Annotated in this window: 10 protein-coding genes; 6 read left to right on the top strand and 4 right to left on the bottom strand. The window is 38.0% G+C overall.

Going from position 1 to position 14,014, the window contains the following annotated elements; all coding sequences use genetic code 11:
• The first annotated feature begins 283 nt into the window (after positions 1-283).
• From PPBDW_RS17655 to PPBDW_RS17635, 5 genes are all read left to right on the top strand, one after another.
• Positions 284-1,912, top strand: coding sequence for a sodium/sugar symporter (locus PPBDW_RS17655; RefSeq protein ID WP_045042500.1), 1,629 nt, complete (start codon positions 284-286; stop codon positions 1,910-1,912).
• A gap of 141 nt (positions 1,913-2,053) precedes the next feature.
• A complete protein-coding gene (locus PPBDW_RS17650) occupies positions 2,054-3,940 on the top strand; it encodes a DUF294 nucleotidyltransferase-like domain-containing protein (protein WP_036790950.1) in 1,887 nt (628 codons plus the stop codon).
• Positions 3,940-4,689, top strand: a complete 750-nt coding sequence (locus tag PPBDW_RS17645; protein ID WP_054262162.1) for a 3'-5' exonuclease — start codon at positions 3,940-3,942, stop codon at positions 4,687-4,689. Before PPBDW_RS17650 ends, PPBDW_RS17645 begins: the two co-directional genes overlap by 1 nt.
• Positions 4,690-4,836: 147 nt before the next feature.
• Entirely contained in the window at positions 4,837-6,045 is a 1,209-nt protein-coding gene (locus tag PPBDW_RS17640) for an efflux RND transporter periplasmic adaptor subunit (protein ID WP_054262161.1), read from the top strand.
• A gap of 3 nt (positions 6,046-6,048) precedes the next feature.
• Positions 6,049-9,171 carry an efflux RND transporter permease subunit gene (locus PPBDW_RS17635; protein ID WP_036790948.1) on the top strand — a complete coding sequence of 1,041 codons (3,123 nt, stop codon included), beginning with the start codon at positions 6,049-6,051 and terminating at the stop codon, positions 9,169-9,171.
• Positions 9,172-9,176: 5 nt separating this feature from the next.
• On the opposite strand, the gene PPBDW_RS17630 is transcribed toward PPBDW_RS17635, so the two are convergent.
• The 4 genes from PPBDW_RS17630 to PPBDW_RS17615 all read right to left on the bottom strand — a co-directional run bounded on the left by PPBDW_RS17630 (position 9,177) and on the right by PPBDW_RS17615 (position 12,864).
• Positions 9,177-10,238 (bottom strand): YadA-like family protein, encoded by a 1,062-nt coding sequence (locus PPBDW_RS17630; protein WP_036790945.1) that lies wholly within the window; start codon positions 10,236-10,238, stop codon positions 9,177-9,179.
• 375 nt (positions 10,239-10,613) lie between these two features.
• On the bottom strand, positions 10,614-11,873 hold the full coding sequence (locus PPBDW_RS17625; protein WP_036790942.1) for a YadA-like family protein: 1,260 nt from the start codon (positions 11,871-11,873) through the stop codon (positions 10,614-10,616).
• A gap of 254 nt (positions 11,874-12,127) precedes the next feature.
• Positions 12,128-12,478 (bottom strand): hypothetical protein, encoded by a 351-nt coding sequence (locus PPBDW_RS17620; protein ID WP_036790939.1) that lies wholly within the window; start codon positions 12,476-12,478, stop codon positions 12,128-12,130.
• Between the two features lie 140 nt (positions 12,479-12,618).
• The gene (locus tag PPBDW_RS17615) at positions 12,619-12,864 is read right to left on the bottom strand and encodes a hypothetical protein (protein ID WP_036790936.1); all 246 of its coding nucleotides are present in this window, start codon (positions 12,862-12,864) and stop codon (positions 12,619-12,621) included.
• A gap of 313 nt (positions 12,865-13,177) precedes the next feature.
• Between PPBDW_RS17615 and PPBDW_RS17610 the strand changes: the two genes are divergently transcribed.
• Positions 13,178-13,933, top strand: a complete 756-nt coding sequence (locus PPBDW_RS17610) for a ZIP family metal transporter (RefSeq protein ID WP_036790933.1) — start codon at positions 13,178-13,180, stop codon at positions 13,931-13,933.
• The last annotated feature ends 81 nt before the right edge of the window (positions 13,934-14,014 follow it).

Here is a 14,014-nt window from a genome sequence, read left to right as displayed (position 1 = left end):
CGTATCTTTACAGCCTCTTTATATATAGATAAGGGCAAAAAAAGCATTTTCAATCCTTATATAGATCTATTAATGACCTAAACGAAATCAACGCTTTTTTCTGTTGTCGTTATCACATGCTAGCTATCATAATGGGTAATATATTCGTTTTTAACCATGATTGAGATCTACTACACAGTATCAGTGATCAGTAAATACCAGTAACACAGAGTGTGAGGTTTCGCATTATTTATCTCATGATAACGTTTACAATTGGTTACAGTATTTATCATGGAGTTACATCATGTCGTCTTACTTAGGGTTATCGAGTATAGATATTGCAGTCTTTGTTATCTATGTATTAATTATTATTGGGGTAGGGTTATTTGTTTCTCGTAATAAAAAAGGACACACCAAAACCACAGAGGATTATTTTCTCGCGGGTAAATCTTTACCTTGGTGGGCGGTTGGTTCATCACTGATTGCGGCGAATATTTCAGCAGAACAGTTTATTGGTATGTCTGGCTCTGGCTACTCGATTGGCCTTGCGATTGCATCTTACGAATGGATGTCGGCATTAACCTTGATAATTGTTGGTAAATATTTTCTACCGATATTTATTAGTAAAGGTATTTACACTATTCCTGAATTTGTTGAGCAACGTTTTAATAAAAATTTGAAGACTATTTTAGCGGTGTTCTGGATTGCACTGTATGTGTTTGTAAACTTAACGTCTGTATTGTATTTAGGTGGCTTAGCACTACAAACTATTCTTGGTATCCCTTTGGTTTATTCTATTTTAGGACTTGCCCTTTTTGCATTGGTTTACTCAATTTATGGTGGTTTATCTGCGGTAGTATGGACTGATGTTATTCAAGTCTTCTTCCTTATTGTTGGCGGTTTAATTACGACAGTGATCGCTGTACTTTATATTGGTGGTACGGATGGACTTTTGGGCGGTTTATCGCGTATGGCTGCCGCTGCACCTGAACATTTTACAATGATCCTTGATCAAGATAATCCGCAGTATATGAATCTACCTGGTATTGCTGTTTTAATTGGTGGCTTATGGGTTGCTAACCTTTATTACTGGGGATTTAATCAATATATTATTCAACGTACATTAGCTGCAAAATCAATTGGTGAAGCTCAGAAAGGTATTGTTTTTGCAGCGTTTTTAAAATTAATCGTGCCTTTCCTTGTTGTTATTCCTGGTATTGCTGCCTATGTTATTACTAACGATAGTGGTTTACTTGCTGGTTTAGGCGATATAGGCCAAACCAATATTCCTACCTTTGCCCATGCAGATAAAGCTTATCCATGGCTAACCCAATTTTTACCTATTGGTCTTAAAGGTATGGTGTTTGCAGCTCTTGCTGCTGCGATAGTTTCGTCGTTAGCCTCGATGTTGAATTCAACCGCAACTATTTTTACCATGGATATTTATAAAGAATATATTTCACCTGATTCGAGTGATAGCAGATTGGTGAATGTCGGCCGTGCAAGTGCGATTATTGCATTGATTATTGCGTGTATTGTTGCGCCAATGTTGGGTGGTATTGGTCAAGCGTTCCAATATATTCAGGAATATACTGGTTTAGTTAGTCCTGGTATTTTAGCTGTATTCTTATTGGGTTTATTTTGGCATAAAACGAACAGTAAAGGGGCAATTGTCGGGGTGCTATTATCAATCCCATTTGCACTGTTCCTGAAGTTTATGCCATTAAATATGCCGTTTTTGGATCAGATGATGTATACCTTATTATTTACAATGGCAGTGATCGTGCTAGTGAGTTTAGGTAGTTCAACATCAGCGGTAGATAAGAAAGCGATTGATTTAGATCCTGAGATGTTTAAAACCGATAAGATGTTTAATCTTGGGGCTTACGCGATCTTAATTATTCTTGCAGTACTCTATTCGGTGTTTTGGTAATAGTACTGTTATGAGATGAAATAATGAGAGCAGATCATAAGATTTGTTCTCATTTTATTGTGATTTATCCAACAATCAGTATTTTTTTATTGATGGTAACGATTACAAAATAATGGTTAAGTGATACGAGCGATTAATGATATGTCTGAAACTTTGATTCCTAATATTATTGAATTTATGGCCGCGGTTGATCCGTTCGATAAATTAACCCCAAAAACGTTACGCGATGTTGCTGGAATGATCACTATTCGCTATTTTGGCAAAGGTGAAGTGATTGATTTACAAGAAAGTGATCAGTTGTATTTACTACGAACTGGGGCGGTTGAGCAACGGAACCTTGATGGTACTTTAAGGGCTAGATTAGCCGCAGAAGACTTTTTTGGTTTTTCTCGATTAACACAAGCTGAAACGAATACAGCTAGTGATCCTTATACTATTACGGTGATTGAAGATGCGTTGATTTATTGTTTACCGATTAATGCGCTATTACTAAAGTTAAAAGATCAACCGGATGCTTTAGCCCATTTTGGATCGCATGCGCAAAGTAGGCTTCAGAGTGGATTAAATGTTGTGTGGTCACAGCATGAGAAAGGGTTATTTTTTAAGCCGATTATCGATGTGCTTAATTCACAAATAGTATTAGTTGAAAGTACCCAAACTATTCAGGCTGTTGCGAAAGCGATGCGAGTTAATGCCAACTCATCCTGCGCGTTTATTATGCAAAATAATCAATTTGTAGGGCTGATCACCGATAAAGATATGACTAAGCGAGTGGTTGCTGAAGGTATTTCGACCACAGAGATGATCACTGCAGTCATGACGGAAAATCCTTATAGTGTTAAACGTGGGGATTTAGTGATCACGGCGGCAGCGTTAATGATGCAACACGGAATAAAAAATATTCCGGTGGTTGATAACGGGATACCAATAGGCTTAATTACGCCATCGGATTTAGTGCAAAATCATCGTATTCAAGCAATTTTTTTAATTGATAAAATTAATAAGATCGAACGCTTAGAACAGCTCGCTAAACTGACTATTGAACGACAAGCTATTTTTGAAGCGTTAGTTGAAGCTAAAGTGGCCATTGGTGTGATTGGACAAGTAATGGCTATGATTATGGATGCCTACAATCGGCGTTTAGTCGTGATGGCTGAAGCTTATTTAGGTGCCGCTCCGTGTGACTATTGCTGGATAGTTGCAGGTTCACATGCTCGCAATGAAGTTCACATGCTTTCTGATCAAGATCACGGTTTGATTTTAGCTGATAATGCGACTGATGCTGATAAAGTGTACTTTCACCATTTAGCCATGTATGTCAGTAAAGGGATGGCACTATGTGGCTATGAGTTATGTAGTGGGCGTTTTATGGCGGTGACTCATAAATGGTGTCAGCCATTAGCAGTGTGGAAAGCTTATTATCAAAAGTGGGCGATTAATCCTGAATATGATTTGTTGCTTGAGATGAGTGTTTTTCTTGATAGTCGTTATATTACGGGAAACCCACAGTTAGTGAATGATTTACAAGCATGTATGTGTCAACAACTTGTTCATAATGCGCGCGTGATATCAGCATTAGCGCGTAATGCCTTATTACAAAAACCACCACTGAGTATTTTTAGAAATTGGGTCTTGGTTAAAGAAGGTGAAAATGCGAATACTCTTGATATTAAAAGCGCGGCATTGAGTATTATTGTAAACCTAGTACGCGTGCAATATTTACAACTCACGGCACAATTATTTACCACGGATGGTGCTGTGGTTTATAAAGCTAATACTGAAGAAAGATTGCAGTTATTGTTAGAGCACAAGGTTATTAATGATGCGACATTTAAGGATTTATTAGGGGCGTTTCAATTTATTTCTCAAATCCGTTATAGCCATCAACTTCAAGCATTACAGCAAGGTAAAATACCGAATAATCATATCAACCCGAATGCGTTTAATAGCTTCGAGCGCACCCATTTACGTGAAACGTTTAAGTTGATCACTAGTTATCAAGAAATAATGAAAATGAAGTTTTGCTAATGGTTACCAATAATAAAACCCTCTTTATGTTCCAGCGGCATCAATGGTGGCAACGCTTATTTGGTAATTATCTGCGAGATTTACATCAACGACGGATTACCTTATTACAGCAACATCCAGATTTACCTCTGCCGATTAAAGCGTTATTTAGTGCGCCGCTACCACAACCTTTAACATTGATTAACCAATGGCCATTATTAGCGATTGATTTTGAAACCACAGGGTTTGATGCGCAGCAAGATCAGATTTTATCGGTAGGGTATGTTTCTATGATGGTCAACGCTGTAGATCTCAGTACGAGTGTTAATGAATTGGTGAATTCTACAGCAATTATCAAACCAGATAGCGCGGTGATTAATCATATTGATCATGCAATGTTATTACAGGGACAGGCACTCGATGAGGTGATGATGCGGTTGCTGGTGGCATTAACGGGAAAAGTCGGTATTGCCCATGGCTGCTTTATGGAACAAGGGTTTATTAGTACTTATTTACAGCATAAATATCAACTTCATGACTGTCCATTGTTGTGGCTAGATACGTTACCACTGTATCAATCTTTATATAACAACCAAATATTACATCATGATGCCCGTTTAGGCAGTGCGCGTTGTAGTGTCGGTTTACCCGAATATCAGGCACATAATTCACTATTTGATGCGATAGCTTGTGGTGAGCTATTAATGGTATTGATGCATAAAATCTATGGTAATAAGGCGCCTAATTTTGGCCAACTTCTTAATCGGTAACATTACCATTATGAACTATCGATGTGGCTATGATTTGACGGTTATTATGGCTTAATTACGTTTATGAACATCACACCATGTACTCATGCTCTACACTGAAATTAAAGCGATATTTCGTTTTGGTTTGCTAGTAAGGGATTCAATAGCATGAGTGTTTTTATCCGGCGTTATTTACCGGTAGTGATTTTATTGTTGTTTGCGGGTTTATCCGCAGCGCTATTATTAAATCGGCCACAGACTCAGCAAAAAATCGTCGAAACCATAGTGCCTGTGCTTGAAGTGATGGCGGTGAAAAAGCAACAATTAGCATTTAATGTTAGTTCTTATGGTATGGTTAAGCCGAAGCATCAAGCAGAATTAGTCGCGCAGGTGAGTGGCGTTGTTAACCGTTTGTCGCCTGCTTTTGCGGTAGGGCAGTTTGTCCGCAAAGGTGAGGTATTAGCCCATTTAGATGACGCTGATTATCATGCTGATCTCGCTCAAGCTGAGGCAACATTCGCTCAAGCAAAGGCACTCTTGGCGCAAGAAATTGCTCGCGGTATCGTGGCAAAAAAAACCTTAAGTCATATCTCTACAACTAAGCAATCAGCGTTAGGGTTGCGTATTCCTCAACGAAAACAACAACAAGCTAATGTTAAATTTGCTCAAGCAGCATTAGCTCGGGCGCAACGGAATGTTGCTCGCACTATTATTACTGCCCCATTTGATGGTTTAATTACTGAAAAACATATCAATGTTGGCAGCCATGTCAATATTGGTGAGCAATTAGGGATTATATACGGTACTGATGTTGCTCGTATTCGTCTTCCTGTTACCCCTCAAGCTTTTTCATTTATTGATCCAAATTCGCCTAATACAACAGTCATTCTAACCAATGAGCACCATGGCCAAGATTTTCAGCATTGGACAGCACGTTTTATCGGTACAGAGGGCGTGATTGATCCTCAAAGTCGAATGGTTTATCTCATTGTTGATGTTATTGATCCTTATCAACGGCGCTTATCTATTCAACAACGAACCGGTGTATTAAATTTTGGGGCTTTTGTGACGGCTAAAATTGCAGCGAAGCCGATTGCTAATGCGGTTAAATTACATCGGCACGTGATTCGAAATGATCAGGTGGTATTAGTCGATAGTAATGGTTTAACTCAAATGCGGAAAGTGGTGGTTGCGCGTACGGATCTTAAATATGCCTATATCAGTGCGGGATTAGAAGATGGTGAATTAGTGTCGTTAACTTGGCCTGATAATTACTTAGAAGGGACTGCAGTAACAACCGTTTTAAATCCACCTCAATTCATTGAGCAACCTCCACTGACGGTTATTCATTCTAAGGATGTAGATAACGGAGAGTAGTGAATGGAATCATCGGGAATCATTGCTTGGTTTACGCGTAATCATGTCGCTGCTAATTTATTGATGTTGCTAGTGATGATTGGTGGCTTATTTTCAGTCAATCTTATTAATAAAGAAATATTCCCAGCTTTTGGTACCAATAAAATAACCATTACCAGTCAATATACCGGCGCTGCAGCAGCGGATATTGAACAAGGGATTATTGTTAAAATTGAACAAGCAGTGGATGATATTGCTGATATTAAACGTGTTACCGCTGTTGCTAATCAAGGGGTAGGCGTTGTTACCTTAGAACTCGATAATGATGCTGATTTTGATAAGATTTTAGATCAAGTGAAACAACGTGTTGATGCTATAACTACCTTTCCAGCTCAAATGGAACCACCGTTGATTCAACGGGCAGAGTTTATGAGTAATGTGATGTTTTTATCACTATATGGTGAATTGAGTGATCGCCAACTTAAACGCTATGCCCAAGTGGTTAAAGATGAAATTATTCAGCAAACCAGTGCAACCGCAGTTACTGTTACTGGGGTTAAAAATGATGAAATTGCGATTGAAATATCATCTCAGCAACTACGTAATTATAATTTAACTATTGAGCAAGTCGCACAAGCCTTACAGCAACGTTCATTGGATTTACCCGCAGGTGCAATAAAAGCGCAAGATGGTGATGTGTTAGTGCGTACCACGGCACAACTTTATCAAGGCGATCAATTTGCGGCTGTTGTGTTACGTACTAATCCCGATGGAAGTCAACTCCAGTTATCCAATATAGCCACAGTAACAGATGGTTTTGTTGAGCAATCAGTGCTTAATCGATTTAATCAACAACGCGCCGCAGTCATACAAATCCGTAATCTTCCCAACCAAGATGCGACTCAAATATCGCAGCAAATCAGTGAGTATATAACGAATAAAAAAGCCAAATTACCGCAAGGGGTACATATTGATAAATGGGCAGATATGTCGCATTACCTAGAAGGTCGACTTAACATGATGCTATCTAATATGGCATATGGTGGATTATTAGTTTTTATTATTCTGGCGTTATTTCTAGAAGTTAGGTTAGCGTTTTGGGTGCTACTTGGACTGCCATTTTGCTTTTTAGGCACATTGTTATTTATGCCGCTAGAAAGTATTAATATTTCGATTAACTTATTGTCGCTATTCGGTTTTATTTTAGTGCTAGGGATTGTGGTTGATGATGCGATTGTTGTTGGTGAAAGTGTTTATTCTGAAGTAGAGCAACAAGGACAAACGATTGAGCATGTTATTCAAGGTGCTAAGCGGGTCGCGGTTCCTGCAACTTTTGGGGTGTTAACTACCATGGCAGCTTTTGTTCCAATGCTATTGTCTGATAATCCTCGTACGGAATTTTTCAAGGCTATTGGGTGGGTGGTTATATTATGTTTAACCTTTTCATTGATTGAATCTAAACTGATTTTACCTGCGCATTTAGCACGATCCCGATTAGTACAGCAGCGGCAATGGAACAATCCACTAGTACGAGTTAAACGGCGTTTTAATCAGGCTGTAAATAGATTTATTGATGTCCATTATCGACGTTTTATTATGGTTGCTATTATGCACCGATATAACGTATTAGCGACTTTCGTTGGCGTATTATGTTTAGCATTGGCTTTGGTGTTTAGTGGGCAATTGCGGTGGGTATTCTTTCCTAAACTACCCTCTGATTATATTCAAGTGCTGGTGGAAATGAATGACTCTAATTCAGTGGCAAATAATATTAAGGTTGTTAATCAATTAGAACAGGCTCTTTATAAAACTGATGAGGAAATATATCAGCAGCAAGGCGTTCATGTAGTAAAACATAGTTTTGTTAATATGCGAGATAGTAACGATATGTTTGTACTGGTTGAATTGGAGAAAAGTGAGAGTTTGCCAATAACGAGCTTTGATATCTTAGCTAACTGGAAAAGTAATATACCACCATTGGTTGGGGTTAAATCTATTGCTTATGAGGCATCTATTGATCGTCAAAAAAGTGATATTCAATATAGTTTACAAGGTGATAATAGTGCGCAATTAGTGCAAGCAGTAACCCAACTAAAGCAACAGTTAGGGCGTTATTTAGGAGTATTTAATATTGAAGATGATTTATCTGCGCCTACTCAAGAGATCAATATCAAGCTAACTCCAATTGGAAAACTATTGGGCCTATCAGTGGCTAACCTTACAAATCAAGTTCGACATGCTTTTCAAGGTATTGAAGTCCAACGTCTGTTACGTAATAACGAAGAAGTTAAAGTAATGGTGCGCTATCCCGTACATGAACGACGTAGTGTTGGCGACTTACAAAATATGAAGGTGGTATTATCAGATGGCAGTCTGGTGCCATTTTCACAAGTGGCAACAATTAATTTTATTCCAGCGTTGAATAGTATTCATCGGGTTGATAAACACCGCACGCTGGTGGTAAGCGCTAATGTGCAGAAAGATAAAGCTTCTCCCTCTGAAATATATACCATTATCAATAATAGTTATTTGCCTTTATTGCGCCAGCAATATCCAACGGTGAAAATTCAATTAGATGGTCAAGCTAAAGAAGAGAGTGAAACAAAAGGTAGTTTAGTTCGAGATGCAGTATTGGCACTATTTGCTATTTTTGCATTAATGGCGATCCCTTTACGTTCATACACTCAACCGTTGATTATTATGTCGGTGATCCCATTTGGTATTATCGGTGCTATTGCAGGGCATTATTTTGCTGATATCTCACTTAATTTATTGAGTGTGTTTGGTATTTTGGCATTGTCTGGTGTGGTAGTGAATGATTCTTTAGTACTCGTTGTATTTATTAATCGTGCCTTGGCACAAGGTGTACCACTTTATCATGCAGTAACAGAAGCCGGGTGTAGTCGTTTTCGTGCCATTGTATTAACGTCACTTACAACTTTCTTTGGGTTAGCTCCGATCTTATTAGAAACGAGTTTGCAGGCACAGATTGTGATTCCTATGGCAACATCACTTGCGTTTGGTATTTTATTCGCAACCGTTGTCACTTTAGTATTAGTGCCTGCTCTATATCTAATTTTGCATGATATTAAACGAGGATATCGTCGCTTATTACATTACTGGTGGCGACCACAGCTTGATGAATAAAGCCCTTAGAAGCCAAAGCCAAAACCAGCTGCGATACCTGCATCGTGTTGGCTATCATCAGAAGCCGCTAAAGTGATAACGCCATGCTGGCCGACATCAAATTTACCACCAATCGCCATCGCTGATTGGTTACCATAGTTAGCTGCACCCATACCAATAGTGTAGTGGTAACCTTGTCGCATCGGAATTGAAGTCATTGCCATTGCACTTGCAATACCAGCATTGGCTTGGTTATGAACTTTCTCAATGTTATGAGTAAGTAGATTCACTTTTTGGTCTGTGTACTGATTTGCGGCTGATAGCGTCGTTGCTGATTGATGATCAGTATACATTTTGGCTTTGTTTAAGGTGGCAGTGCTTTGTTGTGTTACGTAAGTTTTTGTTTGGGTGATTGCGGTTTGTTTTTGTTGTTGGGTGTAAGTACGGGTTTGCGCTATTTGCTGATTTAGTTGACTCATATTTACGGCATCAGTATTTGCTCGACCGTTGGCTACATATTCTAAACGGCGTTGAGTTTTAGCATTACCAAAAGAGACTTGACCGTCGTTTGAGTGTGAATTGTTCCCAATAGCGATTGAATTGCGACCCGTTGCTATTGCATGATCGCCTAAAGATATCGTGGTTTTATCAGCCGAGGCATAGTTGCCAATTGCCATAGCATGATCACCTGTTGTTTTGGATTCTGAACCGATAGCAATAGAGCGACGACCCGTTGCGGTGGCGCCAGAACCTAATGCAGAAGCTGCATCACCATTGGCATTAGCGCGAGATCCTGTTGCCGTACTTTGAATACCCGTTGCAGATGAACCAGCGCCAAAAGAAACAGCACTGTCATCGTGAGCGTAAGCATTAGTGCCGAGCGCTATCGATTGGTTACCGATACTTGATGCAGCAACGCCAATAGCAATAGCAGAGTCTTTTTCGATTTTGGTTTTTGCTTGATAGCCATGAGTAATATTGTTAGATAAATTGTTTGATTGGCTATGAGTGTTGATTGGTGATGCGTATGTCATTGTTGATGTGGATAATATTGCAATTACAGCACACGTTTTTTTATAGCTATTCATGATTACGTCCATATGATGTGTGTGGCAATACTATTCATTGCATATGGAAAAGTTAAATCTATAAATAGAATTATATTTACCATTTTTTTGGTAATTATAATTATTATCAATAAGGTATTTAATAATATAGAGAATAAGTACAGAAATATATTTTTGAGGTGCGTGAAAGCAAAAAATGGTTATATTTTAATCGCGATATAAATTTTTTGTTGATACGATAAAAAATATGAGTTTGTTGTTTGAATTAACATGTATTAGAGCTAAAGCTCTAACTTTGGTGTTTGTAATTATTACAATGGGTTGGTTTTTTTTAGTGAGTTGAGCAGTAGATAAAAATTGATATAATTATTATCTACTGCTTTTATGTTTAAATAATTAAAACCCAAATCCAACGCCAGCAGAAACACCTGCATCATGAAGACTATTATCCGATGCGGCAAGAGTTACTATGCTATGTTGACTTACGTCGAATTTACCACCTAACGCTACAGCTGATTGATTATCGTAATTAGCCGCACCTAGACCAATTGTATAATGATAGCCTTGCTTCATTGGAATTGATGACATTGCCATTGCGCTTGCTATACCCGCATTAGCCTGATTGTGAACCTTTTCAATATCCTGAGTAAGGAAGTTCACCTTCTGATCAGTGTATTGATCTGCCGCTGATAATGTCGCCGCAGATTTATTATCAGTATAATTATTTGCCTGTTGTACTGCTGCAGCACTTTGCTGATTACTATAATTATTTGCCGTTGCTAAAACTTCGGTTGATTTATTATTCGTGTAAGTATTTGCATTATGTAAGGTGACTGTATTTTGTTGGTTCGTATATGTTTTAGCGTCAGTTAATGTTGTGGCTGATTTATTATTAGTATAAGTATTCGCTTGTTGTACAGCAGCAGCTGTTTGTTGATTCGTGTATGTTTTAGCATCAGCTAATGTTGCTGTTGTTTTTTGGTCGGTATAGCTGTCTGCTTTTTGTATACCTTGATTTAATTGGCTCACATTGACAGCATCTGTTGCTGCAATACCCGCATGCACATTTTCTAATCGGCGTTGAACATGGGCATTACCAAATGATACTTGACCATCAGTTGATTGTGATCCATTACCGATAGCAATTGAGCCTCTTGTTCCTGTTGCTTTAGCATAATTACCAATCGCTATATCAGCTGTTTGTGATTGAGCACTAGTACCTAAAGCCAATGCATAACGGCCATTGGCATTAGCACCAGAACCAAAAGCAACAGCATTATCACCTATAGCATGTGATGTTGCGCCAAACGCTTCTGCTTGGACGCCTTTAACGACAGATCCTGAACCAAAAGATGATGAACTATTACCATCAGTGCTGGCGTTAGATCCAAAAGATGCAGATTGATCGCCATTTGCTTTGGATGCCACTCCAATGGCAACCGCGGCGTTACCATTGGCAGTTGCTTGATACCCTTCTGCAATACTTGAGCCACCTTGGGCGTGGGCACTGTATCCTATAGATATTGATGTATTACTATTTTTTACATCCGCATTATTACCAAGAATTACATTATTTGATGGATTCGTTAAAGTATCAGCCATAGTTGGTGCTGATATTGCTATAAGTAGAAGATAGCTAAGGTGAGTTTTTTTCATAATAAGACCTCTTATATTTTGAGTGAATAGTAGTCTAAGAGGAATAATAAAAGTTAGTAGCAGAAGTAAAATTACAGAAGTCAAAATTGATTAAAAAACGATCATTGAGGGTAGGGTGATATTTTATGCAATTCAACGCCGTTTTATTAATAATTAAATGAATATTTAATCATATTGTTTTTTGATGAATATTTTTTATGGTGTCGACAAATATAAATCGTTGTTATTTTTTACGTATTAAGCATTTATTATCGTTATCTGCTCATACCGTTGTCGGATTGTGCGTTTGTATCGCTATTTTTAGTGTTGTTTTTGTTTGATAGACACAAGCTATAATCATCGAAGCCTTTTCGTTGGCAATCAACGACATTTTTTTTCATTTTTTCAAGTTGTTGTCGGTTACGTACTGAATAGACGTTTCCATTGGTGCAACTTATTGAAATAACGCCATTAGGTTCAAATTTATAGCCTTCAACTTCGCTACCGCATGGATTGAAATCAATACCTGCTTTTACGCTTACTTTGGTTGGAATGACTCGTACACTTTCAGTTACGCACCCAACTAATAATAAACAAAATAGGCATGTAATAAGAAATTGTTTCATAAGGGAAAGTGTATTTTTATATTGGAGGTAAGACTATAGTGATTATAAATGAAAACGCAATAAAGATTTTGCTATGAGGCAGTAATAAGTAAAACATGCAGATATATTTATCAGCATGTTTTAGTCATTTTAAAAGGTGATTATTCTTCATTACCATTGATAATCGTGACATGGCCATAGTAGTGATGGTGGTGGTGATGAGTTGTATGATGATGATGGTGAGTTTCTTTATGCGCAGCGCCAACGCCGCCGTGAATATGATGCCCATGTGATGGTTCATGTTCACGATATTCTTGGTGATCTTTATCATATTTGTGTTTTGCATCATCAGAGTAATGGCGTTCCATTGTCTCGTGTGTCGATTCTTTTGTTTTCTGAGTGGCCATATAATACCTCTATTTTATGATGTATTGGGACTCACTAAGCGTAGTTCATTTTTATAAATAAATGAGATTATAGCGCCGTTTTTTATTAATAATTTAAACAATAGATGCGTGGTTTTCTTTAATTTATTGACTTATATGGATTTATTTTCGTTTTATGACTGTTTCAATATTGCAGCGATTATTATTAAGATTTCCAAATATCATAAGTAATTAATATTGTTGCTATATGGAATTAATGTTTTACATTCAAATCGTTCGCAGAGTAACACCGTAAGTGCTATAAAGTCGGTTGTTTAACGATGCGGAATACAACATGAATCTCGATGAATTTAAAATATTATCAGTAGTACTTATTTTTGTTACTACTGTGCTCGCTGGGTTGTATCCGTTTATTCGTAAATTTAAAACGACCCGACCTTTAGAATCACCTGCAGCAGAAGCATTAGCATCCGGCGTTTTTCTTGGCGCAGGTTTAATTCATATGTTAGGTGACGCCTCAAAATCATTCTTAGATCATGGTATTGATTACCCGATAGCATTCGTATTAGCGGGCTGTGTGTTTTTATTACTATTATGGTTTGAACACTTAGGCCGCCGCTTAGATGAACACGGTGATAGTAATAGCCCTGCGTTTGCTATTTTAGCAATGGTCATTTTATCTATTCACTCATTACTTGCGGGTACGGTGCTAGGGTTAAGCGGTTCTATTACTATGATGGTGATGATCCTTATTGCTATTTTAGCGCATAAATGGGCAGCGAGTTTTTCACTGGCAGTTCAATTAAGTAAAAGTCGTCTATCGTTACGCCAAGCTTTATTAATGTTTGGGTTATTTACGTTGATGTTGCCATTAGGGGTTGCATTAGGTTCAGGCGTTTTAGAATACACTAGCAGCTATCCATTATTAGAGCCGATCTTTTATTCATTAGCAGCAGGTACATTTTTGTATCTCGGCACATTACATGGCTTAAAACAATCGACCATGGTTGATAAATGCTGTGATTTAAAGAACTTCACCTTTGTCGTGATCGGCTTTGCGCTAATGGCTGTGGTCGCTATTTGGTCTTAACCCGCTAATATAGTCATTATATCCCATCTTATTGTCTGCGTTAGCTGGTTGAGCTAGCGTAGGACTGCTTTTCTTTGTGAT

Origin of the sequence: Photobacterium kishitanii (assembly GCF_000613045.3) — a bacterium.
In the GTDB taxonomy this organism is placed as follows: domain Bacteria; phylum Pseudomonadota; class Gammaproteobacteria; order Enterobacterales; family Vibrionaceae; genus Photobacterium; species Photobacterium kishitanii.
Note: the sequence above shows the minus strand (reverse complement) of the source record. Positions and strands in the feature narration are given on the sequence as shown.

What these genes read in the sequence shown, in the direction of transcription:
- PPBDW_RS17650 (WP_036790950.1), top strand. Translation starts at nt 2,054, where the DNA reads ATGTCTGAAACTTTGATTCCTAATATTATTGAATTTATGGCCGCGGTT.
- PPBDW_RS17645 (WP_054262162.1), top strand. Translation starts at nt 3,940, where the DNA reads ATGGTTACCAATAATAAAACCCTCTTTATGTTCCAGCGGCATCAATGG.
- PPBDW_RS17615 (WP_036790936.1), bottom strand. Translation starts at nt 12,864, where the DNA reads ATGGCCACTCAGAAAACAAAAGAATCGACACACGAGACAATGGAACGC.
- PPBDW_RS17655 (WP_045042500.1), top strand. Translation starts at nt 284, where the DNA reads ATGTCGTCTTACTTAGGGTTATCGAGTATAGATATTGCAGTCTTTGTT.
- PPBDW_RS17640 (WP_054262161.1), top strand. Translation starts at nt 4,837, where the DNA reads ATGAGTGTTTTTATCCGGCGTTATTTACCGGTAGTGATTTTATTGTTG.
- PPBDW_RS17610 (WP_036790933.1), top strand. Translation starts at nt 13,178, where the DNA reads ATGAATCTCGATGAATTTAAAATATTATCAGTAGTACTTATTTTTGTT.
- PPBDW_RS17635 (WP_036790948.1), top strand. Translation starts at nt 6,049, where the DNA reads ATGGAATCATCGGGAATCATTGCTTGGTTTACGCGTAATCATGTCGCT.
- PPBDW_RS17620 (WP_036790939.1), bottom strand. Translation starts at nt 12,478, where the DNA reads ATGAAACAATTTCTTATTACATGCCTATTTTGTTTATTATTAGTTGGG.
- PPBDW_RS17625 (WP_036790942.1), bottom strand. Translation starts at nt 11,873, where the DNA reads ATGAAAAAAACTCACCTTAGCTATCTTCTACTTATAGCAATATCAGCA.
- PPBDW_RS17630 (WP_036790945.1), bottom strand. Translation starts at nt 10,238, where the DNA reads ATGAATAGCTATAAAAAAACGTGTGCTGTAATTGCAATATTATCCACA.